At 73.2% G+C, this 26,975-nt stretch carries 21 protein-coding genes; 11 read left to right on the top strand and 10 right to left on the bottom strand.

What is annotated here, in order from left to right; translation table 11 throughout:
- Positions 1 to 127 precede the first annotated feature (127 nt).
- Together ACVGV0_RS22760 and ACVGV0_RS22755 are read right to left on the bottom strand one after the other, a co-directional pair.
- Positions 128 to 958, bottom strand: a complete 831-nt coding sequence (locus tag ACVGV0_RS22760) for a MaoC family dehydratase (protein WP_459157723.1) — start codon at positions 956 to 958, stop codon at positions 128 to 130.
- A gap of 1 nt (position 959) precedes the next feature.
- A complete protein-coding gene (locus ACVGV0_RS22755) occupies positions 960 to 2,306 on the bottom strand; it encodes a 3-oxoacyl-ACP reductase (RefSeq protein ID WP_459157722.1) in 1,347 nt (448 codons plus the stop codon).
- Between the two features lie 236 nt (positions 2,307 to 2,542).
- Here ACVGV0_RS22755 and ACVGV0_RS22750 point away from each other — a divergent pair, with 236 nt between their 5' ends.
- On the top strand, positions 2,543 to 3,835 hold the full coding sequence (locus tag ACVGV0_RS22750; protein ID WP_459157721.1) for an acetyl-CoA C-acetyltransferase: 1,293 nt from the start codon (positions 2,543 to 2,545) through the stop codon (positions 3,833 to 3,835).
- Positions 3,836 to 4,131: 296 nt separating this feature from the next.
- Positions 4,132 to 5,127 (top strand): pentapeptide repeat-containing protein, encoded by a 996-nt coding sequence (locus ACVGV0_RS22745; RefSeq protein ID WP_459157720.1) that lies wholly within the window; start codon positions 4,132 to 4,134, stop codon positions 5,125 to 5,127.
- 758 nt (positions 5,128 to 5,885) lie between these two features.
- Here ACVGV0_RS22745 and ACVGV0_RS22740 read toward each other — a convergent pair.
- A complete protein-coding gene (locus ACVGV0_RS22740; protein WP_459157719.1) occupies positions 5,886 to 6,875 on the bottom strand; it encodes a pirin family protein in 990 nt (329 codons plus the stop codon).
- Complete coding sequence (locus ACVGV0_RS22735; RefSeq protein WP_459160108.1) at positions 6,872 to 7,285, bottom strand: MarR family winged helix-turn-helix transcriptional regulator; 414 nt, start codon at positions 7,283 to 7,285, stop codon at positions 6,872 to 6,874. Before ACVGV0_RS22735 ends, ACVGV0_RS22740 begins: the two co-directional genes overlap by 4 nt.
- 257 nt (positions 7,286 to 7,542) lie before the next feature.
- On the opposite strand from ACVGV0_RS22735, the gene ACVGV0_RS22730 reads away from it, so the two are divergent.
- Both ACVGV0_RS22730 and ACVGV0_RS22725 read left to right on the top strand, forming a co-directional pair.
- Entirely contained in the window at positions 7,543 to 8,520 is a 978-nt protein-coding gene (locus tag ACVGV0_RS22730) for a ring-cleaving dioxygenase (RefSeq protein ID WP_459157718.1), read from the top strand.
- Complete coding sequence (locus ACVGV0_RS22725) at positions 8,517 to 9,143, top strand: alpha/beta hydrolase (protein ID WP_459157717.1); 627 nt, start codon at positions 8,517 to 8,519, stop codon at positions 9,141 to 9,143. The genes ACVGV0_RS22730 and ACVGV0_RS22725 overlap by 4 nt, the downstream gene beginning before the upstream one ends.
- A gap of 373 nt (positions 9,144 to 9,516) precedes the next feature.
- Here ACVGV0_RS22725 and ACVGV0_RS22720 read toward each other — a convergent pair whose 3' ends face one another.
- Both ACVGV0_RS22720 and ACVGV0_RS22715 read right to left on the bottom strand, forming a co-directional pair.
- Positions 9,517 to 9,906, bottom strand: coding sequence for a phosphotransferase family protein (locus tag ACVGV0_RS22720; protein WP_459157716.1), 390 nt, complete (start codon positions 9,904 to 9,906; stop codon positions 9,517 to 9,519).
- A 21-nt stretch (positions 9,907 to 9,927) separates the two neighbouring features.
- Complete coding sequence (locus ACVGV0_RS22715; protein ID WP_459157715.1) at positions 9,928 to 10,464, bottom strand: hypothetical protein; 537 nt, start codon at positions 10,462 to 10,464, stop codon at positions 9,928 to 9,930.
- Between the two features lie 59 nt (positions 10,465 to 10,523).
- Here ACVGV0_RS22715 and ACVGV0_RS22710 point away from each other — a divergent pair, with 59 nt between their 5' ends.
- From ACVGV0_RS22710 to ACVGV0_RS22680, 7 genes are all read left to right on the top strand, one after another.
- Positions 10,524 to 10,859 (top strand): hypothetical protein, encoded by a 336-nt coding sequence (locus ACVGV0_RS22710; RefSeq protein WP_459157714.1) that lies wholly within the window; start codon positions 10,524 to 10,526, stop codon positions 10,857 to 10,859.
- A 139-nt stretch (positions 10,860 to 10,998) separates the two neighbouring features.
- The gene (locus ACVGV0_RS22705; RefSeq protein WP_459157713.1) at positions 10,999 to 11,424 is read left to right on the top strand and encodes a heavy metal-responsive transcriptional regulator; all 426 of its coding nucleotides are present in this window, start codon (positions 10,999 to 11,001) and stop codon (positions 11,422 to 11,424) included.
- Positions 11,425 to 11,473: 49 nt separating this feature from the next.
- A complete protein-coding gene (locus tag ACVGV0_RS22700) occupies positions 11,474 to 11,743 on the top strand; it encodes a hypothetical protein (protein ID WP_459157712.1) in 270 nt (89 codons plus the stop codon).
- A gap of 121 nt (positions 11,744 to 11,864) precedes the next feature.
- Positions 11,865 to 13,724 carry an NHL domain-containing thioredoxin family protein gene (locus ACVGV0_RS22695; RefSeq protein ID WP_459157711.1) on the top strand — a complete coding sequence of 620 codons (1,860 nt, stop codon included), beginning with the start codon at positions 11,865 to 11,867 and terminating at the stop codon, positions 13,722 to 13,724.
- Between the two features lie 123 nt (positions 13,725 to 13,847).
- Positions 13,848 to 14,168, top strand: a complete 321-nt coding sequence (locus ACVGV0_RS22690; RefSeq protein WP_459157710.1) for a GroES family chaperonin — start codon at positions 13,848 to 13,850, stop codon at positions 14,166 to 14,168.
- A gap of 296 nt (positions 14,169 to 14,464) precedes the next feature.
- Positions 14,465 to 16,774 (top strand): VanW family protein, encoded by a 2,310-nt coding sequence (locus ACVGV0_RS22685; RefSeq protein WP_459157709.1) that lies wholly within the window; start codon positions 14,465 to 14,467, stop codon positions 16,772 to 16,774.
- 187 nt (positions 16,775 to 16,961) lie between these two features.
- Positions 16,962 to 19,244, top strand: coding sequence for an AsmA family protein (locus ACVGV0_RS22680; protein WP_459157708.1), 2,283 nt, complete (start codon positions 16,962 to 16,964; stop codon positions 19,242 to 19,244).
- A 230-nt stretch (positions 19,245 to 19,474) separates the two neighbouring features.
- On the opposite strand, the gene ACVGV0_RS22675 is transcribed toward ACVGV0_RS22680, so the two are convergent.
- The 4 genes from ACVGV0_RS22675 to ACVGV0_RS22660 form a co-directional block, all read right to left on the bottom strand.
- Complete coding sequence (locus ACVGV0_RS22675) at positions 19,475 to 20,704, bottom strand: ROK family transcriptional regulator (protein WP_459157707.1); 1,230 nt, start codon at positions 20,702 to 20,704, stop codon at positions 19,475 to 19,477.
- Positions 20,705 to 21,438: 734 nt separating this feature from the next.
- Positions 21,439 to 23,256 (bottom strand): phosphoenolpyruvate carboxykinase (GTP), encoded by a 1,818-nt coding sequence (locus ACVGV0_RS22670; protein ID WP_459157706.1) that lies wholly within the window; start codon positions 23,254 to 23,256, stop codon positions 21,439 to 21,441.
- 494 nt (positions 23,257 to 23,750) lie between these two features.
- The gene (locus ACVGV0_RS22665) at positions 23,751 to 24,716 is read right to left on the bottom strand and encodes a DUF6802 family protein (protein WP_459157705.1); all 966 of its coding nucleotides are present in this window, start codon (positions 24,714 to 24,716) and stop codon (positions 23,751 to 23,753) included.
- 270 nt (positions 24,717 to 24,986) lie between these two features.
- Complete coding sequence (locus tag ACVGV0_RS22660) at positions 24,987 to 26,963, bottom strand: dynamin family protein (RefSeq protein ID WP_459157704.1); 1,977 nt, start codon at positions 26,961 to 26,963, stop codon at positions 24,987 to 24,989.
- Positions 26,964 to 26,975 lie beyond the last annotated feature (12 nt).

Below are 26,975 nucleotides of genomic sequence, written 5' to 3'. Positions count from 1 at the left end.
CGGCCGGCGCCCCCGCACCGGATCGCAGCGGCTCCGCGGCCGCGAACCGGCAGCGCCCGGGTGCCGACCCGGCGAGCGGGCGTCGCGCCAGCGCTGCACCGGGGTCGGCACCCCGCCGCGGGGAGGGTCAGTTCCGCAGCGTTCCCACCAGGTGCGGTTTCCCGGAGCGGGAATACACGCCGAAGTCGAAACCGCCGTCCTGCTCGCGCGCAGCGAAGTCCACCGTGGACGGGATCAGGAGCGGTTTGCCGAACTCCACCGAGATCGCGCCGGTCGCGGGCGCGCGCCCCTGCAGGGCGCCCAGGCACCGCGCCAGCGTCCACATGCCGTGCGCGATCGCCCGGTTGAAACCGAAGACCTTGGCGCTGAGCGGGTGCAGGTGGATCGGGTTGCGGTCGCCGGACACCGCCGCGTAGCGGCGTCCGATGTCACCGGGCACGCGCCACTGCGCCGTCGGTTCGCCCGGGTCGACCTCCGCCCGCTCGCCGCGCTGCCCGGAACCGCCGCCGCGGCGCAGGTACGTGCTGCGCTCGCGCCACACGAGTTCGCCGTCCACAGTGGTCTCGGTGCGCACGTCGAACTGCGTGCCCTTCGGGTGCGGGCGCTCGTTGTCCACCCGCACCCGCTGCGTGGGCAGTTCGGTGACCGTCAGCGGGCGGAACTGCTCGATGGTGTTGGCCACGTGCACCAGCCCGACCAGCGGGTGCGGGAACCCGCGGTCGGTCATCAGCTGCACCGACAGCGGGAACGACAGGACGTGCGGGTAGGTCGCGGGGACCTCGTCGCGCACGCCGAAACCGCAGACCCGGTTGTACGCGGCCAGGTGCTCGAGGTCGATCGGCACGTCGCGGCGCACGTACTCCGCGTCCGGCAGGCCGCCCCCGCGGCGGAGCGGCGTGGTGGCCGCGGCCTTCGCGTACAGCGCGGCCAGGTTCGGGGCTTTCGTCAGCTCGGTCATGTCAGGCTCCCAGCAGGCTCTGTCCGCACACGCGCACGAGGTTGCCGTTGACCCCGGCCGAGGCCGGGTGGGCGTACCAGGCCACCGTCTCGGCCACGTCCACCGGCAGCCCGCCCTGCGACATGCTGTTCATCCGGCGGCCGGCTTCGCGCACCACCAGCGGGACCGCCGCGGTCATCTTCGTCTCGATGAAGCCGGGGGCGACGGCGTTGATCGTGGCGCTGCGCCGAGCGGCGCGCTCCCCGTGGGCGCGGACGTAGCCGATCACGCCGGCCTTCGAGGTCGCGTAGTTCGCCTGGCCCACGTTGCCGGCGATGCCGGCGATCGAGGAGACGCCGATGATGCGGCCGTCGGCGCGCAGCGGCGAGTCCTCGGCGGTGAGCAGCTGCTCGTTGATGCGCTCCGGGGCGGTGAGGTTGACCCGCAGCGCGGCGTCCCACTGCTCGCGGGTCATGCGCTTGAGCGTCTTGTCCCGCGTGATGCCCGCGTTGTGCACCACGACGTCCAGCCCGCCGTGCCGCTCGGCGAAGTGCTCGGAGATGCGCTGCGGCGCGTCCTCGGCGGTGATGTCCAGCTGCAGCGCGGAACCGCCGACCCGGTTGGCCACGGTGGCCAGCTCGCCGCCCTGGGCGGGCACGTCCAGGCACACCACGTGCGCGCCGTCGCGGGACAGCGTCTCGGCGATGGACGCCCCGATGCCGCGGGAGGCGCCGGTGACCAGGGCGGTCTTGCCGCGCAGCGGGGTCTCGTCGGCGAGGTCGCCGGCCACCTCGCCGCGGGCGCCGACGCGCACCACCTGGCCGGAAACGTAGGCCGAGCGCGCCGACAGCAGGAACCGCGCGGTCGAACCGATCGCGCCCTCCCCGCCCTCGGAGACGAGCACCAGCTGGGCCGTGGCGCCGCCGCCGATCTCCTTGCCGACGGTGCGCACGAAGCCCTCCAGGGCGCGCTGGGCGGTGGCCGCGCGGGCGTCGTCGAGCTCCTCGGGCGGCGTGCCGAACACGACGACGCGGCCGCAGCGCCGCACCTGGCGGATCGCGCCGTGCACGAACTCGTACAGCTGCCACAGGTCCTCGCTGGACGTGATGCCCGTGGCGTCGAAGAGGAGGCCGGCGTAGGAGTGCTCGTCCTCGCGGGTCTCGGCGGTCTCCGCGGAGAGCGCGCGCAGCACGCCGCGCAGGCTGTCGCCGAGGCGGCCGTTCGCGGCGCTGCCGAGCAGCACCGGGCCCTGCACCGCGGGCGCGCCGGGCCGGTGCCGCTGCAGCGGGGCGGGTGTCGGCAGGCCCAGCCGCTTGGCGAGCGGACGTCCCAGGGAGGAGGAGGTGAACTGCTGGTACCGGTCGGTCATGCGTTTCTCCTGCGAACGGTTCACGGCGCGGTGCTCGCCGGTGTGGTGGGGTGCTCCGGTGCGCGGGTTCCCTCCGCGGATGCCGCTGCGCGGAACTGGCGCACCATAAGCTACCCATCAGTAGGTTAGTCTGTCGTCGCGGGTCGCACCAGACCGACCGGCGGCTGCCGGCGGCACCGCCCGGCATCCGGTCAGGTGCGCGCGCCACATCGTTCGGCACGCACAAGGAGCCAGGGATGTCCCCACAGCGAGTCGCCATCGTCGGCGGCAACCGGATCCCCTTCGCCCGATCCGGTGGGCCGTACGCGCACGCGTCCAACCAGGACATGCTCACCGTCGCCCTGGACGGACTGATCGCCCGCTACGGGCTGGCCGGGCAGCGGCTCGGCGAGTTCGCCGCCGGGGCGGTGCTCAAGCACAGCCGCGACTTCAACCTCGCGCGCGAGACCGTGCTGGGCTCGCAGCTCGATCCGCGCACCCCGGCGCACGACGTGCAGATGGCCTGCGCGACCGGCCTCGAATCGGTGATCTCGGTGGCGAGCAAGATCGCGCTGGGCAAGATCGACGTCGGCGTGGCCGGCGGCGTCGACTCCGCCAGCGACGCCCCGATCCAGGTCAACGAGGACCTGCGCCGAGTGCTGCTGGACGTCAACCACGCGCGCGGCCTCGGCGGCCGGCTCAAGGCGCTGACCGGCCTGCGGCCCGGGCAGGTCGTGCCGGAGATCCCGCGCAACGCCGAACCGCGCACCGGGCTGTCCATGGGCGAGCACGCCGCGCGCACCGCGCTGGCCTGGGGCGTCTCGCGCGAGGCGCAGGACGAGCTGGCCGCGCGCAGCCACCAGCGCCTCGCCGCCGCCTACGACCGCGGGTTCTTCGACGACCTGGTCACGCCCTTCCACGGGCTCGTCCGCGACCAGAACCTGCGCCCGGACTCCACCGCGGAGAAGCTCGCCGGGCTCAAGCCCGTCTTCGGCGCTGGATCCGGGTCCGGCGAGGGCGCGGGGGCCACGATGACGGCGGGCAACTCCACCCCGCTGTCCGACGGGGCCGCCACGGTGCTGCTGGCCAGCGAGGGCTGGGCGCGCGAGCACCGGCTGCCCGTGCTGGCCTACCTCAGCGACTTCGAATCGGCGGCCGTGGACTACGTCGACGGCACCGACGGGCTGCTCATGGCCCCGGTGTACGCGGTGCCGCGGATGCTGGAGCGCGCCGGCCTCGGCCTCGGCGACTTCGACTTCTGCGAGATGCACGAGGCCTTCGCCTCGCAGGTGCTGTCCACGCTGCAGGCCTGGCAGGACCCCGAGTTCTGCCGCGAGCGGCTCGAGCGGGGCGCGCCGCTGGGCGAGGTCGACCCGGACCGGCTCAACGTCAACGGCTCGTCGCTGGCGGCCGGGCACCCGTTCGCCGCCACCGGCGGGCGCATCGTCGCCACCCTCGGCAAGCTGCTCTCCGAGAAGGGTTCCGGCCGCGGGTTGATCTCGGTGTGCGCCGCGGGCGGCCAGGGAACCGCGGCCGTGCTCGAGCGGTGAGCGGCGGAGCTCCGCCTCGGGCGTTCCCCGGTGCGCGCACACCAGCGATGGTGACTCGTGTCACACTCCGGTGAGTGTGTAACGCCCGCCGCGGGGCTGGCGATACACAGGATGACCCCGCGGTGCTGTCGGACCCCCGACCTGGCAGCGCCGCGGGGTTATTCACGTCCGAGTCCCGTTGCGGGCGGTCTCCGGACTCGTGCGGCCTGGTCCCGGGCGCCCGGCGCGGAGCCCGCCGCGGCTCCGCGGAGCGGAACGCTCCCCGGCTGCGCCGCGCGGCTGCCAAGATCGCCCCCATGGAACGATCCGGGCAGTCGAAGGTGAACCCGCCGGTGCTGAGCACGCGGACGATCGCGATCAGCGCCGCCGTCGTCGCGCTCGGCACGCTCGCCGCCGCCACCGCCCTGTTCCTCGTCTACCCGCCGGCGAAGAGCTCGGAGGCCCTCGACATCATCCGCACCGCGGCGGGGCTGGGCGCGGGCACGGGCGGCATCGCCGGGCTGGTCCTGACCGCCCGGCGGCAGCAGTCGACCGAGATCGCCAACCAGGACTCCCGGCACGACGCGCGGGAAACGCGCGTCACGGACCTGTACTTCCGGGCAGCGGAGCAGCTCGACAGCGACCGGGCGCTGGTGCGCTCGGCGGGCATCTTCGCGCTGGAACGGCTCGCGCAGGAGCACCCCTCGCACCGGCAGACCGTGGTGGACCTGCTGTGCCTGTACCTGCGCACCCCGCCCGAGCGGGCCGCGGACGCGGCAGCGGAGACGCCGGTTCGCGCGCAGGAGTGGGAAGTCAGGCAAACGGTGCAGGAAGTGCTCATCGCGCACCTGAGCGATCCGGGCGGCGAGTCGCCCGGTGAGCCGGACCGGTTCTGGCCGGACATCCGCGTGGACCTCAACGGGGCGCAGCTGCACCGGTTCCTGTTCACCCACTGCCGCGTGCGTTCGGCGGTGTTCACCGGTGCCCGGTTCACCGGCCCCGCGGTGTTCCGCGGCAGCGTCTTCGACGGCCGGGCGGACTTCCGGGAAGCCGCTTTCGACGGGCTCGCCGACTTCCGCCGCGTCCGGTTCACCGGGCAGGACGAGACGTTCCGCGGCGCGCGGTTCGCCGGTGAAGTGGATTTCGGTACGCACACCGCGGCGAACCTGACCGGTGCGGCCACGTCGACCGGTCAGGAGACGCGGCGGAAGTGGCCGGTCGGCTGGCTGGAGGGATCGCCGGACGTGGCGGGGTGGAGCGTGCTCACGCGCGCCGCCGCGTCGGAGGCGACCGTTCCTGGCGCGGTCGGGTAGCGGTGAACCCTTCCGGCGCGCGGTGGAACCACAACCGGGATGCGTGCGTCCCAGGGGGGTGCGGTCGATCGCCAGACCGCACCGATCGGAAGGAGAGTTCGCATGCGATGCGGGGTAGCAGCGCCGATCCGATCGGCGTGCTCGCTCGATCGCGCGCTATCGCTCGAGAGTCGGGTGATCTCGCGCAGGGCGGCGAGGGATGTCCCGAAGACGTCGCAGATCGCGAACCCGTTCCGGTGATGCCGCTGCGCGGCTTGGTGGTTGCGTGAAGGCTCGCCGGGCGGTTCGGGGACCTGTCCGGCGTCCGAGTGGTCATCCGCGCGGTGTCGTCCGTCGCGGCAGCGCGGCCGACGGGTGGTCGGAGGCGGGTGTCCGCGCGGCTTGGTGGTCGTAGCGCATTCGTCATCCGACCGCGCGCGGTGGCGCCCGCGGCGGGCGTGCCGCCGGCACGCGCCCAGATCCAGCCTTCCTCCCAGGGCCCCTTCCACGGGTCCCGGCGCAGGATCTCGCGGGTGGCCGGGGTGCCCCGCGGTGCTCGGGGCGGTGCGTGTTCCCCCACTCTGGACTCGTTCCAGAGAGCGCAATTTTCATGAAAATTGGAAGCCGTCCCCACACGGGTGGAGCACATGTTGTCCACAGGGGTGCGGGTTGTCCCCAGGGTTCCGGCGTGTCAGCGGGGCACGATCGGGTGTTGTGCTGGGCGCCGTGCCGGCGGCGGAGCTGCCGGGTGCGTCCGCGCTCGGCGGGGCTGACCCGGTTCAGCGCTCCGAACCGCGGGGCTTGAGCCGCGCGGTGGGCAGCTCCGGGGCGGGCAGCGTGCTCTCCCAGGCCGCGGGGAACGCGCCGAAGCGGCCGCCGGCGCTCGGCGCGGCGCGCTCGGCCTGCCACTGCTCGCGGTAGGCGGCGATGTCGTCGTGGCTGCGCCCGACGAAGTTCCACCACATGACGATCTGCTCGTCGAGCGGTGCACCGCCGAGCAGCAGCACCCGCGCTTCGCCCGCGGCCCCCGCGCGCACCGGCAGCACGCGCGCGCCGGCGGACTGGTGGACGAGCTCACCTGCGGTGGCGTCCACGCCGGCTGCGGTGACGTCGCCGATGTCGACGAGCACGCCGTGCTCGAACCCCGGGTCGACGTCGAGGTCGAGCCGCTGGCCGGGACGCAGGGCGAGCTCCGCGCCGAGCAGCGGGGTCCAGGTGGCCACCGGCGAGGCGTGCCCGAGCAGCGAGCCGAGGAAGACGCGCGCGCGGGCGCCGTCGCGCTCGAGCAGCGGCGGCGCGTGGTGCTCGAAGGCGGGTGCGGTGTGCTGGTGCTGCTCGGGCAGGGCGACCCACAGCTGGACGCCGTGCAGCGTGCTCGTGTCCGCGGTGGAGTACTCGGAGTGCGCGATGCCCCGGCCCGCGGTCATGAGGTTGAGCTCGCCGGGGAGGACCCGGGCGTGGGCGCCGGTGGTGTCGCGGTGCTCGATGGCGCCGCTGAACAGCCAGGACACGGTCTGCAGTCCCACGTGCGGGTGGCCGGGCACGCGCATGCCGCCGCTGGTGGAGACGTCGTCGGGGCCGTAGTGGTCGACGAAGCACCAGGCGCCGATGAGCGAGCGCGCCCGCTGCGGCAGCGTGCGCCGCACGCGCATGGAGCGGGGGCCGCCGAGGGGGACGTCGCGGGGCTCGATGAGCTGGGCGCGGGGGTGGGTGCCATCCCGCTCGGTGGTGCAGGTCACCTCGGGCGGTGCGGTCTCCAGGTTGCTCAACGGCCCTCCTCCGGGGCGGGGTCCAACCGCTCGAGGACGCGGTCGGCGATGGTTCCGAGGGTATCGACCTCCTCGGCCGTGAGTTGGTCGAACACGAGGCTCCGCACGGTTTCCACGTGGGCCGGGGCGGCCTGCTCGATCGCCGCGCGCCCCGCGTCGGTGAGCGCGATGTAGGCGCCGCGGGCGTCGTCGGCGCACTCCTCGCGGACGACCAGGCCGCGCCGCTGCATGCGGGCCAGGTGGTGCGACAGCCGGCTCTTCTCCCACTGCAGGACTTCGGCGAGTTCGCCGATGCGCATGCGCGGGTCGTTCTGATCGGTGAGCTGGACCAGCACGTCGAAGTCGCTCAGCGAGAGTCCGGCGTCGGCCTGCAGCTGGCGGTGCAGGCGTGCGGTGAGGCGGGCGTTCATGTCGAGGTAGCGGCGCCAGGCGTGTTGTTCGCGCGGGTCGAGCCAGCGGGTCTCCGTCACGCGTCCATCCTATCGAGTTAGTTGACGTATCACCAACTACCGTGCAACATGTATGTGACGCATCAACGAGATGCTCGTGGCGGACCGCGCGCAGCGGCCCCGGTCCGCACCGCGACGGGAACGCCGGGAGCTCGCCCACCACGGGGGGCGGTGGGCGCACCCGGCGCACACGTCCCCGGACCCGAAGGAGGCTGGCGATGGCGCTGGCGACCAGCGGACTGCACCACGTGACGGCGATCGCCGGGAATCCTCAGCGCAACGCGGAGTTCTACCTCCGCGCGCTGGGGCTTCGCCTGGTCAAGACCACGGTGAACTTCGACGCCCCGGACACCTACCACCTCTACTACGGCGACGAGGCCGGACGGCCGGGCACGCTGCTGACGTTCTTCCCGTTCGACGGGGCGCCGGCCGGGCGGCGCGGAACCGGGCAGGCCACCACGACGTCCTTCTCCGTGCCCGCCGCCTCGATCGGGTGGTGGCGGCAGCACCTGCAGGGCCTCGGCGTCGAGGTCGGCGAGGTCGGCGAACGCGCCGGCGAAGCCGCGCTGACCTTCCACGACCCGGACGGGCTGGAGATCTCGCTCGTCGCGCACCCGCAACCGGACCCGCGCGCCCCGTGGGACAACGGCGTCATCCCGCCCGAGCACGGCATCCGCGGTCTGCACTCGGTCACCCTGTCCACCGCCGACGAGGACGGCACCGCAGCGATGCTGGAGGAGCTCGGGCTGCGCAGCGCCGGGCGCGAGGGCGACCGCCTGCGCTACGCCGCAGGTGAGGGCGGTCCGGGATCCCTGGTGGACGTGCTGGTCACCCCCGGTGCCGAGCGCGGGCTCGTCGCCGGCGGCACGGTGCACCACGTCGCCTGGCGCGTGCCGGACGAGGCCACCCAGGAGGAGTGGCGCGCCGAGCTCGTCGAGCGCGGGGCCGAGGTGACCGCGATCCTGGACCGGCAGTACTTCCGGTCGATCTACTTCCGCGAACCCGGCGGCACGCTGCTCGAGATCGCCACCGACGAGCCCGGGTTCAACGTGGACGAACCGCTGCTGGAGCTCGGCCGCGCGCTGAAGCTGCCGCCGTGGATGGAGCCCGACCGCGAGCAGATCGCCGCGGCGCTGCCGGCGCTGTCGCTGCCGCAGGAGAACAACCCGGAACTGGCCGGGAGGAGGTCGGCATGACGGCTGCGATCGACCGCCCGCACGTCTGGCTGCCCGGTGCCGCGGGCACGGCCGAGGCGCCGCTGTTGCTGCTGCACGGCACCGGCGGGGACGAGAACGACCTCCTGCCGCTGCGCGAGCACCTCGCCCCCGCCGCACCGGTGCTGTCCGTGCGCGGCAGCGTGCTGGAGAACGGGATGCCCCGGTTCTTCCGGCGGCTGCGCGAAGGCGTCTTCGACCAGGACGACCTGCGCTCCCGCGTCGACGAGCTCGCCGCGTTCCTCGCGGAGGCCGAGCGCGAGTACGGCGTCGGTCCCGGCACGTGGCGCGCCGTCGGGTTCTCGAACGGCGCGAACATCGCCGCGGCGCTGATGCTGCTGCGGCCCGCTGCGCTGTCCGCGGCGGTGCTGCTGGCCGGCATGGTGCCGTTCTCCGAGCGGCCCGCGGTCGAGCTGGCGGGCAAGCGCGTCGCCGTGGTCAACGGCGCGGCCGACCCGATGGCCACCCCGGAGCACACGGCCGCGCTCACCGCGTGGTTCTCCGAGAGCGGCGCCGAGGTGGCCCGGTTCGACCACGGCGGCGGGCACACCGTCGACCCGGGGCAGCTGCCGGAGGTGGCGGCGTTCCTGGCCCCGCGGGGCTGACGGAGCCGGCGGGACGGACGGTGGTGTCGCTGCGGAATCGTCGGCGGTTCGGCAGCCTGAGAGAGCCCGCGGATTGGCTGTTGAGGGCGGGGGGATGGGGGTAGCTGGGAGGAACCTCCCGCGGCGGGGCGCGCTGCGTACGTGGCGAGGAAGCGGCTGCGCCGCTTGCCTGACGGGTCGGTGCGGTCGAGTACATGGCCGCCAATCCGCGCGGCCCCTTGCGGGAAGCTGCCGGCGAGCGCCGCTCGTGTGAATCGAGGCCGAAAACCTGCAGCGTGCCGGCTCTTTCCGCGCTTCGCGAGCAGCCTCGGCGCTGAGCCCTGCAGAACGCCGGACCCTGCGGGTCGTCGGGCCGATCGAACCACCGGGCCGGTCAGGTCGTCGGGTCGGTCAGACCGCCGGCGAACGGCATCGTGCGCCACTGCTCGATGGCGGGTTCCAGCGCTTCCGCGAGCACGGGCAGCTGTGGCACCAGCGCCAGGCACGCCACTGTCCGGGACATGCCCGCGGCGTTGGCAACGCGCAGCGCGCTCTCGTCCAGCTGACGCAGACCCCGGCGCTGTGCGGCGGAGTTGTAGGCGGCCTCGCAATCGGGACCGAGCAACGCCAAGTCCCATTCGACCGGTCCGAGGGTGGCGAGCTCGAAGTCGGAGTACAACGCGCCGCCCGGAGTGGTGACGATGTTGGCCGCAGGGGCGTCGCCGTGGATCGGCTGCAAGTCGATCGCCGGGAACGCCGCCTCGAATTCCGCGCGCGAGCGCACGATCGGTTCCAGGACCTCCCACTATCGCCGTGCGCGGTCGAGATCATCCGGGTCGATGAGGTCGGGAAGCTCTTCGAGGGCGGCAAGACCTTCCGAAACCATCCTCGGTTCGGCCGATGACAGGAACGACAGCTCGCCCGGGTAGTCGCGCAGCGCGGCGTGCAGATCGGCGGTCAGGCGGGCGTTGCGCACGAGGTCGAGCTCGACGCCGTCGTCCTGTTCGACGAACTGCCAGCACGTCATCGAGAAACCGCCGCGCTGCACGGGTTCCCGCGGCACGAGTGGACTCGGCGGGATCACCGGCTGGCCCCGCTCGGCGAGCCGTGCCACCACGTCGAGCTCCGCCTGCTGCCGCGCCGCCTGGGATTCGAGGTCGGTGTACGAGGGCAGGACGGTGGGCGCCCGGACCACCACCGGTGACGGGGCGAGATGCACCACGACGGAAAACACGTCGTGGAGCACTCCCGCGTCGGAGACCGCGAGACCGAGATCCCGACCCGCGGCGACGGCCGCGTCGAAAGCACGTGATGTGCGAGCCGCGAGCTGGTCGGCTGTCATGGCTGCTGGCACCGCGCGGTGGTCGCACGCCGCCGCACGGGTTGGCAGCCAGGTCGCAGGTGCGCAGCGAGATCCTCGATGCGGCCCGTGCGGAGCGGGACGAGCAGCCGCACCGCTGGCGCGGCACTCGGCTTTCGGCGCGACCACCCGGCTCTCGAATGCCGGATGCGGCCTCACTCCTCCTGCCCGGGACCCGCAGTGGGAAAACCCAGTTGAGCTGCGGAATCCAGCAATCGGCGGTCGTACGTCACGAACGTGATCTCCTCGTCCGCGCCGTCGAGCAACTGCACGGTCGCGAGGTGGATCGCATCGAGATCACGTCCATGCGACCCCTGCAGAACGAATCGTTCTACATTCCCGTCCCTTCCGCGCGCCGAACCGAATCACTGTGGTGAGCAGGCATGATCCTGTTGAGCTGGTAACGCTCGGGGCTTCAACGCGGTTGGCGCTCGTTGGAGCTTCCACCCGCCTGGAAGATGCAACCTGGGGAGAGAGCTCGCTGGAACGCGATCTGACCAGTGCAGGGGGACTGTCGTGCGTATCGGAGAACTGGCTCGGCAGGTCGGGGTGAACCCCAAGACCGTGCGCTACTACGAAAGTATCGGGCTGCTGCCCGCGGCCGAGCGGACCAGCGCCGGATACCGGGTCTACAACCAGGGCGACGTGGATCGGCTGGGCTTCATCAAAGCCGCCCAACGGCTGGGCATGCGCTTGGACGAGATCGCCGAGGTACTGGCCCTGCGCGATGCCGACCAGCGCCCCTGCGGATACGTGCGCGGCGTGCTGCATGAACACGTCACCGACATCGACCACCGCATCGCCGAGTTGCAGCGCCTGCGGCAGCAACTGCTGGACCTGGACCAGCGCGCCGACCGGTTGGCCGCTGATCCTGATGCGACCGCGGCCTCGTGCCCACTGATCGACCACGTTCGTCACCAGGACACGGCAGCGCGGGCTTGACCTTGCACCCGGCTGGAATCCCTAGCGTGCGGTGTGGAGGTGATGAAAGATGGCACAGCGCCACATCGAAGTATTCACGACCGGCTGCGCAGGGTGTGCACCTGCGGTAAGCCTGGTCGAAGAAATGGCGGGTCCGGGCTGCGAGGTCATCGTGCGCGACCTGCGCAGCGACGCCGAGGCCGCTACCAAGGCGACCGACTGCGGGATCGCTCGTATCCCCGCCGTGGTGGTGGACGGCCGCCTGGCCGAGTGCTGCCAGGATGCACGCGGCCCGACCCACGAGGGCTTGGCCGCCGCCGGCGTCGGCACCTGCCCCTGAAGCACGCGTGGTGGTCCTGCCTTCCCGGGCAGGACCACCACCTCGTCGCCGGCTGTGGCTTGCCCAACAGGGCGACGGTCCCCGGGGAACACCACCCGATGCGGTGTTGTTGACTTCAGACATGAGCTCTGAGCAGCAGAAACACCGCGCCCGCGTCCGCGCGCCGGAACTGACCGGACGCCAGTGGTTGAACACCGAGGGCGCGGACTACTCGATCAAGGACTTCCGCGGCAAGGTCGTGCTGCTGGACTTCTGGACGTTCTGCTGCATCAACTGCCTGCACGTCCTCGACGAGCTGCGCCCGCTGGAGGAGGAGTTCGCCGCGGAGCTCGTCACGGTCGGCGTGCACTCGCCCAAGTTCGAGCACGAGCGGCGCGAGCAGGCCGTCGCCGCCGCCACCGAGCGCTACGGCGTGCACCACCCGGTGCTCGACGACCCGAACCTCGAGACCTGGCAGGCCTACGCCGTCAAGGCCTGGCCCACGCTGGTCGTCGTCGACCCGGAGGGCTACGTGGTGCACGTCGCCGCCGGCGAGGGCCACGTGGAGACGTTGCGCAGCGTCATCGCCGATCTCGTCGCCGAGCACGACGCCAAGGGCACGCTGCACCGCGGTGACGGCCCGTACGTGCCGCCGGAGCCGGCCGGGACCGCGCTGCGCTTCCCCAGCGAGGCCATCGCCCTGGACAGCGGGCACCTGCTCGTCGCCGACGCCGCGCACCACTCGCTGGTCGAGTTCGACGCCGACGCGGAGACGCCGCTGCGCCGCATCGGCACCGGTGAGCGCGGCGCGGCGGACGGTGCCGGCGAGGAGGCGAGCTTCTCCGAACCCGCCGGTCTGACCGCGCTGCCCGCGGAGGTCGCCGCGCGCGTCGGCTACGACGTGGTCGTGGCCGACACGGTCAACCACCTGCTGCGCGGCGTGCGCCTGGCGGACGGTCAGGTGACCACCGTGGCCGGCACCGGCCGCCAGTGGCGCGACGAACCCGACGCCGGCGCCGCCACCGAGGTCGCCCTGACCAGTCCGTGGGACGTGGCCTGGTGGGAACCCGCCGGTGGTGTCGCGGTCGCCATGGCGGGCAACCACACGCTGAGCCTGTTCGACCCGCAGCGCGGGACGATCCGCCGGCTCGCCGGCACCACCGTGGAAGGCCTGCGCGACGGTGCTGCGGAGGAGGCGTTCTTCGCGCAGCCGTCCGGTCTCGCCGCGCACGGCGAGCAGCTGTGGCTGGCCGATGCGGAGACCTCGGCGCTGCGGCGGCTCGAGCACGGGGCGGACGGCTGCACCGTGCGCACCGAGATCGGCACGGGCCTGTTCGACTTCGGCCACGCCGACGGACCCGCCGAAACCGCCCTGCTGCAACACCCGCTGGGCGTTGCGGTGCTGCCGGACGGGTCGGTGGCGATCAGCGACACCTACAACGGCGCGGTGCGGCGGTTCGACCCGGCCGCGCGCGAGGTGTCCACGCTGGCCGCGGACCTGGCCGAACCGTCCGGCGGGGCGGTGCTCGACGGGGAGCTCGTCGTGGTCGCCTCCGCCGCGCACCGCCTGGAACGCCCGGTGCCGCCGGGGACGTCGGCCGAGGTCGTGCGGGGCGCGAACCAGCAGGTGGCGCGCCCGTCCAGCGACATCGCCCCGGGTGAGGTGGAGTTGGCCGTGGTCTTCACCCCGCCGCCGGGCACGAAGCTGGACGAGCGCTACGGGCCCTCCACCCGCGTCGAGGTCAGTGCGAGTCCGGAGCACCTGCTCGTCGAGGGCGCGGGCGCGGGCACCGAGCTGGCGCGGCGGCTGGTGATCGACGGTGCTGTCGGCGAGGGCGTGCTGCACGTGGTGGCGCAGGCGGCCAGCTGCGCCGACGATCCGGAGGTGGAGCACCCCACGTGCCAGCTGAGCAGGCAGGACTGGGGTGTGCCGGTGCGCGTGACCGCTGACGGGCCGCGCCGGTTGCCGCTGGTGATGGGCGGTCTCGACACCGGCCGGTGATCCCGGGCAGCGGCGCCGGTGCCGTGCGGTGCCGGCGCCCGCCCGGGTGCTCGCGCGCCCGGTCCCGGCGCGTCGGGCGGGCCGGGACCGCGCGCCGCTGGCCACGGGGAGTAAACTTTTCGGGTGACCGATGCCAAGCTTGAGATCCAGATGCTGCACGACCGGGTCATGGTGCTCGTGTCGCAGGAATCCGGGGAACGCCGCAGCAGCGGTGGCATCGTGATCCCGGCCACCGCCCAGATGGCCAAGCGGCTCATCTGGGGCGAGGTGTACGGGGTCGGTAGCCACGTGCGCAACGTCCAAGTCGGCGACCAGGTGCTGTTCAACCCCGAGGAGCAGTACGAGGTCGAGGTCCAGGGCCAGGAGTACCTGGTGATGCGGGAGCGGGACCTGCACGCGGTGGCCACCGAGCAGACCGAGCAGGGCACCGGCCTGTACCTCTGATCCCCGGACCAGCCACGAGCGGGTGAACGTGTGCGGCGGCGTGCGGAAACGTGCGCACAGCGCGCGCTTTCGCGGGGCCGCTCGGTCGTTCCCCGGTTTTCGCCGTTTGCGCGGCGGCGCGAACCTTGGTGGAGAACACCGGTGTTGTCCATTTCGGCGCTCGAACGGAGCGCTGTTTATGCAGGTCACGCGGCTTATTTGGAGTAATGTGCCCCCTGGCCGGGGGAAGTGAGTGCGCACGGCATCCTGGAACGCGGTGCATTCGCACCGCGGGGCCAGCGGACGAAGGGGAAGCGGTGCCGGACAACCACGACGAACGACGCGGTGACGAGCAGTACACCGACCGGGTGTCACCCGAGTCGGGCGAGACCGCGGGTGCTCAGGGCGGTGCGGGCACGCCGGCCTCCGAGACCGCCGCGGAGGCGCCGGCCTCCGAGCACGGCTCGGACACCGTGCGCCTGTCCGGGGCGCTCGACGCCGGGGCGGGCGAGGCCGAGCAGGGTGCCGGCGACAGCACCGCGCGCACGAGCGCGAGCGGCCGCTCCGCCGGTGGCGAGGACGCTTCCGGCCAGGACGCGGCCGGTGGCGACGAGGCCGCGAGCGGTGCGAGCGCTGCCGACGGCGCCGCCACGAGCGGCGGGGACGTCGGCGAGGAGAGCACCGAGCGGAACAGCCCGGTGGAGGCGTTCTCCTGGCCCGGTGAGCAGGAGGCCGCGCCGAGCGCGGAACCCGCCGAGTCCGACGCCGAACGGACCGCGCAGATCGCGGCGCTGCCCTCCGACTTCCCCAACCTCTCCGAGACGACGCAGAGCATCCCGGCCGTTCCGGCGGGCACGGCGGTGCACGAACCGCAGCCGGCCGCGGAAACCGGACCGGCGGGCGGTGCGGACGGCGAGCGCCGCCGCGGCCTCCTGCGCGGCGGGATCATCGCCGGTGCCGTGGTGCTCGTGCTGGGGCTGCTCTACATCGGGGACGTCGTGTTCAGCAGCGGCACCGTGCCGCGCGGCACCGTCGTCGCCGACGTGGACATCGGCGGGATGCAGCCCGCCGCGGCCGAGAAGAAGCTGCGCGAGCAGCTCGGCCCGGAGCTGCACGGGCCGGTCGAGGTCCGCGCGGGCGACAACGTCACCACGCTCGACCCGGACTCCTCGGGGCTGCGGATGGACTGGCAGTCGACCGTGTCCAAGGCCGGTGACCAGCCGCTCAACCCCTTCACCCGGGTGGCCTCGTTCTTCAGCGACCGCGAAGTCGCCCCGGTCAGCACCGGCGACCGCCAGCAGGTGGCGGCTGCGCTGCAGCGCATCAAACCGCAGTTGGACCGCGAGGCCCGGGAGGGCACGGTCCGCTTCGAGGGCGCCGAACCGGTGCCCGTGCTGCCGGTGAGCGGGCGCCACGTGGACGTGGAGCAGGCCACCGACGCGGTCATGTCGGACTGGGCGAAGTCCGGGCCGGTGGACGTGCCGTTCGACGAGAACCCGGTGCGCACCACCGCCGAAGGCGTGCAGCGGACGGTTCGGGAGATCAAGCAGGGGCCGCTGGCCGGTCCGGTGCAGGTCACCGGCGAGGGTGCGCAGGCCTCCCTCGACCGGGGGGCGATCGCCGCGGCGCTGCGGTTCGAACCCGGCGCCAACGGCAGCCTCGACTGGCACCTGGACGTCCCCGCCGCGGCGGAGGCGCTCGAACCGCAGCTGGCCGGGACGCTGCGACCGCCGAAGAACGCCGAGGTCGTCCTCGAGGGCGGCAAGCCCACCGTCCGCCCGTCGAAGGCCGGGCGCGGCGTCGACTGGGAGAAGAGCTTCGCGAACATCTCCGAGGTGTTCTCCCGCGACCAGAACCGCTCGGTGCAGGCGGTGTACGAGGAGGTCCCGCCGGAGTTCACCACCAAGCAGGCCCGCGACCTGGGGATCCGCGAAGTGGTCGGGGAGTTCCAGACCGGCGGGTTCGAGAAGGCCTCCGGCGTCAACATCAGGCGCGTGGCCGAGCAGGTCAACGGCGCGATCATCAAACCGGGCGAGACGTTCAGCCTCAACGGCCACACCGGCCGCCGCGGCAAGGCGCAGGGCTACGTCGAGTCCGGCGTGATCGAGGACGGCCGGCCGCAGAAGGCCGTCGGCGGCGGCATCTCCCAGTTCGCCACGACGCTGTTCAACGCCTCGTACTTCGCCGGGATGCAGGACGTCGAGCACAAGGAGCACAGCTACTACATCAGCCGGTACCCGGCCGGGCGGGAAGCCACCGTGTTCCAGGGCGAGGACGGCACGAGCATCATCGACGTCAAGTTCAAGAACGTCTCCGACAGCGGCATCATGATCACCACCGAGTGGACGCCGCAGTCGATCAACGTGAAGCTGTGGGGCACCAAGCAGTTCGAGGTGCAGTCGCAGACCAGCGAGAAGCGGAACATCACCCCGCCGCACGAGCAGGTGATCCCGCCCGGCGAGCCGTGCAGCCAGAGCTCCGGCACGCCCGGCTTCACCGTGGTGAACACCCGGACGATCAAGGACCTCAAGGACGGCGGGACCAGCAAGGAGCGGGAGAAGACGGTGTACGAGCCGCAGCCGATCATCCACTGCGGCGCGCCGCCGCCACCCCCGCCGGGCCGCTGAGGCGCCGGCCGGAGCACGGCCGCAGCGGGGCGGGCCGCCAGGCCCGCCCCGCTGCTGTTTTCGGAGGAATTTCCGGCGCGCGAGCGGATCACACCGGTCTCCTGCGCAACCGCAGCCCCGCCGCGGACGTCACCATGAACACGAGTTCGCGGAGGAACTCGCCGGTGCACCTGCGAACGGGGGAGCTGTGCAGGGCAGGAGCAGAGACCACCACGGCGCGCTGACCGAGGCGGAGCGGCGCGTCGACGAGGCGTTGCGCGATCGCAGCGGAGCGGAGTCGCACCACCCCAGGTTGGACGTGCACGCGGCCGAGTTCGACGGCCAGTGCACCGTGCGCGGCGAGTACCTCGCCCGCCGGCTCGTCGAGTCCACCGATGACGGCGGGTGGTGGCCGTTCTCGCGGCGCTCCGGGCGCAGACCGGTGGCCGTGGTGGAGGACGCGGTCATCACCGGCTGCCTCGACCTGCGGGCGATGGAGCTGCCGCACCTGCTGCAGTTCGTCCGCTGCCGCTTCGACAACCCGCCGGACCTGCGGCAGGCCACGCTGCCCGGGGTGATGTTCGGCGAGTGCCGGCTGCCGGGGCTGGAGGCCAGGAACCTGCGCACCGCGCACGACACGGTGCTGCGGAGCTCGCTGTGCGACGGCGTGCTCAACCTCGCCGACGCCGAGTGCGGGGGTTCGCTGCTGCTGGACGACTCGGAACTGCACCGGCCCGGGCGGCGCGCCCTGTACGGCGACCGGCTGTCGGTGGCGGGCGCGCTGCTGGGCCAGCGCCTCAGCGCCACCGGGGAGCTGCGCATGCCCGGCGCGAAGATCGGCGGCAACCTGAACTTCTCGGGCGGTCGCCTGCACCGCCCCGGCGGGCTCGTGCTCAACGCCAACGGTGCGCACATCGGCGGCAGCCTGCGGCTCGACCGGGACCCGCGCAGCGCCGAACCCGCGCGCGCCATCGGGCTGCTGTACCTGCCGAGCGCGCACATCGCCGGCGACATCCGGATGGCCGGGGCGGTGCTCGACCCCGGGGTGCGCCCGTCGTCCCGCGACGAATCGCGCTACGACGACCCGTCGAGCACGCTCGTCGCGGACCGGGCCGACGTCCGGGGCGGCGTGCTGATGCGCGACGGGTTCCGCAGCAAGGGCACGTTGCGCGCCGTCAGCGCCTCCATCGGCGGCGACGTGCGCATGGGCGGTGCGCGGGTGGACCTGACCTGGTCGCGCTCGCCGAGCGAGTTCGCCGTCGACCCGCTGCGCGCGCTGCACTGGGACGGCACGGTCATCCGCGGCAACGTGGAGGCCGAGCGGGCGGAACTGCGCGGCCAGCTCCGGCTCAGCGATCTGCACGTGCACGGGAGCTTCCTGCTCACCGGTGCGCGGGTGCACGCCCCGCGCACGGACGTGATCCGCGCCGGTCGCCTGCAGCTCGGGGGCGATCTCGACGGCCGCTCCGCGGAGGTCACCGGAACCCTGCACCTGCAGGGCGCGCGGATCGGGGCGAGCGTCGACATGCGCGGGGCGCGGCTCGGCAAACCCGCCTGGCATCCGCACCGGTTGAGCTACAAGCCCTCGATCGACCTGCGCACCGCCCGCGTCGAGCGGGACCTCGTCTGCGCCGCGGGCGACCGCCCGTTCAGCGCCGAGGGCGAGGTGCAGCTGCGCCGCGCGGAGATCGGGCGGCAGGCCAATTTCTGGGGGTGCGAGCTGGGCGAGGTCGGCACGGCCACGGCGCTCAACGCGTTCGGCCTGCTGGCCCAGGAGCTGACGCTGCTGCCGGCGGGAGCCCCGGTCGGACGGGTCGTGCTGCGCCAGGCGCAGTGCGAGCTGCTGTCCGACAACGCGGAGCTGTGGTCCGCTTCGGGCGGGGTGCGTGCCGAGGACTTCCGCTTCGACACGTTCAGCACGCCGATCGAGCCCACCGACCGGGCGCGGGTGGTGGAGCGGCTGCGCTGGCTGCGCACCAGCCGCCGCAGGTACGCGCCCGAGCCGTACGACCAGCTCGCCCAGGTGTTCCGGCAGAACGGCACCGAGCAGCACGCCTCGGTGGTGCTCATCGAGAAGCAGCGGCGGCGCTACCAGGCGATCGCGGCCTCCGCGCCGGCACCGCTGCGGTGGACGGTGCGGCTGTGGAGCTTCCTGCAGCGGGCCACCGTCAGCTACGGCTACCGGCCTTCACGCGCGGTGCTGTGGATCCTGGTGCTCGTCGCGCTGGGCACGGCCTGGTTCGCCGAGCACCCGCTGCAGCCGGCCAACCCGCGCGAGCGGCTCGTGTGGAACCCGTTCCTGTACACGCTCGACCACATGATCCCGGTGGTGAACCTGGGGCACGAGACCGTCTGGCGCGCGACCGGGGCCTCGCAGTGGATCACGGTGGCGCTCGTCGCCACCGGCTGGCTGCTGGCCACCACCGCCGCGACCGGCATCACCCGCACCCTCCGGCGCACCGACGGCGGTGACACCCGCTCGCGATCGTAGCGGGACCCGCTCGCGCGGCACCGGACCGCGCCGGCCCCGGCACGGGCCGACCGGTGACCGGGAAGCCTCGGCACCGGGACGTACCGGCACCGGGCCGCGCCGACCAGGCCGAACCCGGGTGCGGCCCGCGGGTCTCGCCTGCCGCGCGGTGCCGCGGGGCGTGCGTTTCCGAGAAATGCACGCCCCGGGTGGGGACGGGCGGTGGGAGGCAGCGTGCCGGTGCGGGGGGCTCACTCCTCGCGGTGCCGGTCCGCCGAGGTCCCGAGCAGCGCGGCGACCTGCGGGGAGTAGGCGTGGTCGAGCACGAGGGCGGCCGCGCCGATCGTGCCCGCGTCGGAACCGGTGGCGGCGGTCTCGACGGTGACCGGGCGGATGTCGGCTGCCCAGGCCACCTCGGCGATCGCCTCCGAGACCTCGTCGCGGACGAGGCCCTCGACCTGGCACACCCCCGGCCCCCCGAGCACCACCCGGTCCACGTCGAGGACGCTGACCACGGAGGCGAGCGTGCGGCCGAGCCGGTTGGACGCGCGGCGCAGCACGCGGACCGCGGTGCTGTCGCCCGCGGCGGCGGTGCGGCACAGCTGCGCGTAGCCGGTGCTGACGCTGCTGCTCTTCGGATTGCCGCCCGCGGCGCGCCAGTCGGCGAGGATCGCGGGCATGGAGCAGTAGGCGTCGAGGCAGCCGCGCTTGCCGCAGCGGCACCGGCGCCGCCCGCCGTGCGGCACGTGCCCGATCTCGCCGGCGTTGCTGCTGGCGCCGCGGTGCACCTGGTCGTCGAGCACGATGCCGACGCCGACGTTGCCGCCGAGGTAGGCGTAGACGAACGAGCCGCTGCGCACGCCGTTGCCGGACCAGCGCTCCCCGGTCGCTGCGGCGGTGGCGTCGTTGTCCATCACCACCGGCACGGCGGCGCGCTCCTGCACCGTGTCGGCCAGGGCGACTTCGTCCCACCCGTCGAGGCCGGGCGGGGACAGCACGTGCCGCTGGCCGGGGTCGAGCGGGCCGGGCACGGCCAGGCCGAGTCCGAGCACGCGTTCGGCGCCGTCGGTGAGGTAGCGGTAGGTGTGCTCGAGCGCGGTGACCACGGTGCTGGGCCGCGCGTGCGGGGACGTGCGGCGGTGGCTGCGCGCGCGCACGGTGCCGGTGAGGTCGACGAGCGCGCCGTGCACCCGGTCGCCTTCGACGTGCAGCCCGACCGCGTAGGAGGCCTCGGGCACGATGCTCAGCAGCACGCGGCGCTTTCCCCCGGTCGAGGGGCCGTTGCCGGTTTCGCGGACGAGGCCGTCGTCGATGAGTTCGCGGACGATGTTCGACATGGTCTGCGGGGTGAGCTGGGTGGCTCGGGCGAGTTCGACGCGGCTGACCTCGCCGTTGCGGCGGATGGCGTCGAGAACCACCGCGCGGTTGAAGTCGCCGACCCGCGGCAGGTTCGTGCCGTGCAAGGACTCTGCGCGCCCCATCGTGGCTCCCTTGTGTCCGTGGCATGCGGGTTGTGTGCTCGCAGACGCGTGGGCCGGTCGACCGGTGGAGCGCTTCATCGAATGGACGAAGCTCACAGGAGTGTGATGCAGATCTCTGCTGCGGCGCAAGCGTTGATCGGGGATCGCTCGCGGCGGCGCTGCGGACGCGGATCCGGGTGTCCACTTTCACTCTACAGTGGACTGGGGGTGACGTGGGTGAACGCGCAGAGCGGGCGCGGAGGACCGGGTTGGGGCGCGCGGTGCGCGGGTACCCCGCGGGCGCGGCGGTGTTCCGCCGCCGGTCCGCGAACCGTGGAGGTGCGCCGTGGAAGACATCGCCTTATGCGTGCTCGTCGCCGTCGCGGTCGTCGCCCTGTTCATGGCGTTGCGCAGCGACGAGGATCCCCGGCCCCGGCGCAGGCGGCTCCCGGGGCCCGGGGCCCGGAGGAACCCGCGCAGGACGCACCGGCGCGTCCGCCGCCCGGGTGTCGGGGGAGCCTGAGCGCGGGCTCCGGAGCTCCCCGCGGGAGCCCGCGGCTCGCGCCGGCCGGACACGACCGGCCGAACACGACCGGCCGGACGCGGGGCCGGCGGAACACGAGCCGCGGACTCCCCGCGCGCCGACGGACGCGCGGGGAGTCCACGGCTGCTCGAGCGCGGGCTCCGGAGCTCCCCGCGGGAGCCCGGGCCGGGTGCCCGGTCAGGACTCCCGCGGGGAGCAGGGCCTCAGCCGGTCAGGAGTTCAGGCGCTGCTTGAGGGCCTCCAGCTCGTCGCGCATCGACGTCGGCAGCGCGTCGCCGATCGTGTCGAACCACTCCTCCACGAGCGGGATTTCGGCCTGCCACTCGGAGCGGTCCACGTGCAGCGAGGTTTCCACGTCCTCGCGGGTGCAGTCCAGACCGGACAGGTCCAGCTCCTCGGCGGAGGGGACCCGGCCGACCGGAGTTTCCGAGGCGGCGGCCTTGCCCTCGATCCGGTCGACGATCCACTTGAGCACCCGGCAGTTCTCGCCGAAGCCCGGCCACACGATCTTCTTGCCGGACTCGTCGCGGCGGAACCAGTTCACGTAGAAGATGCTGGGCAGCTTGGTCGAGTCCGCGCTCTTGCCGACGTCGACCCAGTGCTGGAAGTAGTCGCCGACGTTGTAGCCGATGAACGGGAGCATGGCCATCGGGTCGCGGCGCACCTCGCCGACCTTGCCCGCCGCGGCGGCGGTCTTCTCGGAGGACAGCGTCGCACCCATGAACACGCCGTGCTGCCAGTCGAACGCCTCGTTCACCAGCGGGACGGTGGTCTTGCGGCGGCCGCCGAACAGGATCGCCGACAGCGGCACGCCCTGCGGGTCGTCCCACTCCGGCGCCAGGATCGGGCACTGGCTCATCGGCGTGCAGTAGCGGGAGTTCGGGTGCGCGGCGGGCTCGTCCGAGTCGGGAGTCCAGTCGCGGCCCTTCCAGTCGGTGCAGTGCTCCGGCTGGTTCTCCATCTCCTCCCACCAGACGTCCCCGTCATCGGTGAGCGCGACGTTGGTGAAGATGGAGTTGCCCTTCTCGATGGTGCGCATCGCGTTCGGGTTCGTCTTCCAGTTCGTCCCCGGTGCGACGCCGAAGAACCCGGCTTCCGGGTTCACCGCGTACAGCCGCCCGTCGGAACCGAACCGCAGCCAGGCGATGTCGTCGCCCAGCGTTTCGACGCGCCAGCCCGGAATCGTCGGCTCGAGCATCGCCAGGTTCGTCTTCCCGCACGCCGAGGGGAAGGCGGCGGCGACGTAGTGCACCTTGTTCTCGGGCGAGATGAGCTTGAGGATGAGCATGTGCTCGGCCAGCCATCCCTCGTCGCGGGCCATCGCCGAGGCGATCCGCAGCGAGTAGCACTTCTTGCCGAGCAGCGCGTTGCCGCCGTAGCCCGAACCGAAGCTCCAGATCATGCGCTCTTCGGGGAAGTGCGTGATGTACTTCGTGTCGTTGCAGGGCCACTGCACGTCCTGCTGGCCGGGTTCGAGCGGAGCGCCGACCGAGTGCAGCGCGGGGACGAACTCGCCGTCGCTGCCGAGCCGGTCCAGCACCTTCCGGCCCATGCGGGTCATGATGTGCATGGACACCACGACGTACTCGGAATCGGTGATTTCCACGCCGATTCGCGGCTCGTCCGCGTGCAGCGGTCCCATGCAGAATGGGATGACGTACATCGTGCGGCCACGCATGGAGCCCCGGTAGAGCTCGGTCATGATGGCCTTCATCTCAGCGGGGTCCATCCAGTTGTTGGTGACCCCCGCGTCCTTTTTCTCCCGCGAGCAAATGAACGTGCGTTCTTCGACCCGGGCGACGTCGCTCGGGGCGGAGGCGGCGTAGAACGAATTCGGCTTGTTCGCCACCCGGGTGAAAGTTCCCGCCTCGACCAGACGATCAGTCAGTCGCTGCCATTCATCGGGCGATCCGTCGCACCAGACGACCTGCTCGGGCGTGGTCAGCTCGGCTACGTCGCGCACCCAGGCCAGCAGGTCCTCGTGCTGTGTCGGTGCCTGGTCGAGTCCCGGAATGGTCACTGCGGTCATCGCGTCTTGTCTCCTGACTGGGCGCCACAGCCCGGAATCATGTCGACGGCGTGCCGTCGACGCTTTCTCAGGGAATGCTTCGCCCGCCGGCGTTGCCGGACGAAGCGGGAAGGGATGCACCGAGGTTAACGGGGCAGCGGTGGCAATACGCAGATCAGCCGTGTTCGTTCGCTCACAGGAACGATAAGGGGATCGATTCAGTTCCCGGGTCGGACCGGAAATCCGGGCGACCGCACGAGGGTGCTGCGGAGAATTTCCGGCGAAGCGCCGGTGAACCCGCGACCGGGGTCACCGGCGGTGTTGGCCCGTTCGGCGGTCGCGGGAGCGCGGCCCCGCCTCACCCGCGCGGGTGGAGCAGGCAGCACGGGTGGGTGACGTTTGGGACTTTTCTCGAGAAATGTCCGGAACCCGGCGCGGGCGCGCACCTCCGCCGCGGGGGCTGTTCCGGGGCGCGGGGCTGGCGAGCGCGCCGGGTCCGGGGCAGCGGACCTGCGTCAGCGGGGAGGGGCCCCGGGCTGCGCACCGCGCACGTCGGGGCCGCCGGGGGTGCCGCGGTTCTCGCCGGTCGCGGCGCCGCCGGGGGTCTCGTGGCTTTCGCCGGTCGCGGCCCCGCTGGCGCGGCCGCGCTCACCGGCCGCCGGGTCCTGCCCGGGTGCCGAGTCCTGCCCGGGTGCCGAGTCCTGACCGGTCCTCGGGTTCTGCCCGGCGCTCTGCTCCTGGGCCGGTGGCGTTTCCCGGGCCGCCCTCCGCTCCTCGGCGGGTTCCGGTTCCGCGGCGGGTGTCGATTCCTGCCCGGCCGTCGGCTCCTGGGCGGGACCGCCGCCACCGCCGGCCTCGGCGCCCGGCGGTGGACCGAGGTCCCAGGCGGCGTCGTCGGTGAGCTCCGCCCCCTCGGAGGCGAAGCGCCCCTGCTCGTCGAGGCGACCGCGGTCGACCACGGTCCACTCCCCCGAACCGGTGTGGTGGGACACGGTGACCGCGCCGTCGGAGGTGATGCGCACGAGCTGGTCGGCGCGGCCGTCGCCGTCCACGTCGGTGGCCAGCATCGTTCCGCTCTCCGTGGCCACGATGCTCGTGTCCGGCCGGCCGTCGTGGTTGGTGTCCTCGGTGGGCGGGCCGATCTCGTGCGGTCCGTCCGGTGCGTGCAGCACCATCGACTCCCCGGCCGGGCGCGGATCGCCGGTGTTCTGCTCGGGCGCTTCGGCCACCCACGTGCCCGCGGTGGCGTCGAAGCGCGCCTGGCCGGTGACCACGCCGTCGGTGTCGACGTGCCGCATCACGTCCGCGCGGCCGTCGGCGTCGGAGTCGACGTAGGCGACGAAGCCGTCGTCGGTCATGATCGTGACGGCCTCGTCGATCCCGTCGCCGTCCAGGTCGCGGTTGGCTTCGGCCGTGTACTCGGCGCCGTCGACGGGGATCGTGATGTCGCCGTCGCCCGGGCCCTGGTCCTCCAGGTACAACCTCGGTACCCCCTCGTGCCGTCGTGTCGCCGTGGTGCTCGTGCCGGGCCGCTGCGCGCGGGGGCCGGCGGTGCGCACCGGCAGTGCCGCTCGCGGCGGCGGACCCCGCACCGGGGAACACGCCCCGGGCACCCGCGGTACCCCGCCCCGCGGTGTTCCAACCCGCGGTGTTCCAGGCCCCCGCGGTGTTCCAGTGACGCAGTGTTCCAGTTCTGACGCGCCCGCGGGAGCGCCGGTTCCGCGGGGCCGACGCCCGCGTCCGGTGCGGGGTCACGCACCGGGTGCGTCCGCGCCACCCCGCACCGGTGCGGCGCTGCCCGCCGGGGCGTCCTGCTCGCCGTCCGGCGCAGCACCGTCCTGCCCGCCGTCCGGCGCCGGGGCGCCCGCGCGCAGCGCCGCCTCGTGCCCGTCGCGCAGGTTGCGGATGCCGGCCAGCAGGTGCTCCGCCTTCTCCCGACCGGAACGCGCCTGGTCCACGCGCTGCTTGATCTCCCGCGCCTGCCGGCCGCGTTCGGCCGCGTCCATCCGCAGCGCCCGGTCGACCTCGCGCAGCTCCTCGTCGATCGCCTCGATGCGCCGGGTGAGCACGTCGTCCAGGGCCAGCAGCAGCTGCTGCTCGGCCTCGATGAGCTGTTCGGCCACCAGCTGGTCCAGGGCGGAGCGGGCGTCGGTGATGGCTTCGGTGAGCCACTGCTTGAGGTGCTGCTTGTCCGCCGCGTGCCGCCGCGTGCGCGCCATCCACCACCCGGCGCCGAGCCCCAGCGCGATCGACACGGGCAGCACGACCGGGGTCAGCGTCCCGGCGCCGAGCCCCAGCCACGGCAGGGCCACCGCCACGCGGCCGAGCCCCAGACCGCTCGAGATGCCCATGACCACCAGCAGCTTGTCCTCGGCGGTCGGCGGTCGCTTGTCCGGGGTGCGCAGGGTGACCGGCGGGTGCGCGCCGCGGGCGAACTGGGAGCGGATGACGTCGAGCTCCTCGGCGGAGAACAGCTCGGCCAGCGACCTCTCCGCCGCCCCCGCCAGCCTGCCGGACAGCAGCGAGGCGGTGCGCGAGGCGACGAGCTGCAGCGCGGAGTCGGCCTGCGCGGGCAGTTCGGCCAGCTCGGCGCGGTCGGCGGCGTCGATGGCGCGGCGGAACCGGGTCTGCACCTGGCGCACCTGGTTGGCCACCTCGTGCCCGATCTCCGCGCGGGCGCGCTGGATCTCCCCGCGCAGCCGCACCTGCCAGCCGCGCGTGGAGGAGCGGCGCGCTGCCTGCAGCTCGTCGCGCCGGCTGCGCAGCGATTCGGCCTCGTGCTCGCCGCAGGTCAGCGCGCGGTGCTCGGCTTCCCAGCGGCCGATCAGCTCGCCGAGGACCGTGGACAGCGCGCGCAGCGTGTTCGCCTCGCCGAGCATGGCCGAGCGGTCGGTGATCGCCGCGCGCACCGCGGTGCTCAGTTCGCCGATGCCGGACTTGCCGCGCAGCAGCTCGCGCGCGTGCTCGTGCGGTGCGGCTTCGGCCTGGTGCAACATCCGCGCGGACACCGGGTGGATCGGTGCGTGGGCGAACCGCGGGGCGTGCTCGGCCAGCAGCCGCCGGTTCTCCTCCCGGATCTCCCGCCAGCCCCGGTGCCGGTCGGTCTTCGTCAGCGCGAAGAGCACGGTTTCCACGCGCGCGGCGACGGTGTTGAGGAATTCCAGCTCACCGCACGTGATCGGGGCGGAGGCGTCCGAGACGAACAGCAGCGCCGTGGCGGATCCGGCGGCTTCCAGCGCCAGCTCGCCGTGCTCGGCCCGCAGACCGCCGACGCCGGGGGTGTCCACCACGGTGATCTCGTCCAGCGCGGGCAGCGGGGCGCGCACGCGGACCCGGCGCGGCGGGACGTGCCCCGCGGTGTCCGGGGCGACGACGGTCCAGTCGGCCAGGGCGTCGAAGTCCACGGGCACGGGCTCCTGCCCGGGGTAGCAGGCGTGGGCCTGCCACCGCTCGCCGCGCTCGAACCACAGGTGCGTGGCCGTGGCCCCGCCCGCGTCCGCGCTCGACAGGCCGTCGTGCCCGAGGAGGGCGTTGACCAGCGAGCTCTTGCCCCGGTTGGTCTCGCCGACGACGACCACGGTGGGCTTGTCCGGCCGCGCCCGGCGGAGGTCGTCGACCCACGCGGCGACGTCCGGGGCGGTGTCGCGCAGCAGCGTGAACAGCCGGTCGCGGGTCTGCTGGACCTGCTGCGGCAGCGCGGCCGTGAAGGCCACGTCCGGAGAGGTCATGCGTGCACCCCC

Source organism: Salinifilum ghardaiensis, from assembly GCF_054491345.1.
This window is presented reverse-complemented; position numbering and strand designations above follow the sequence as displayed.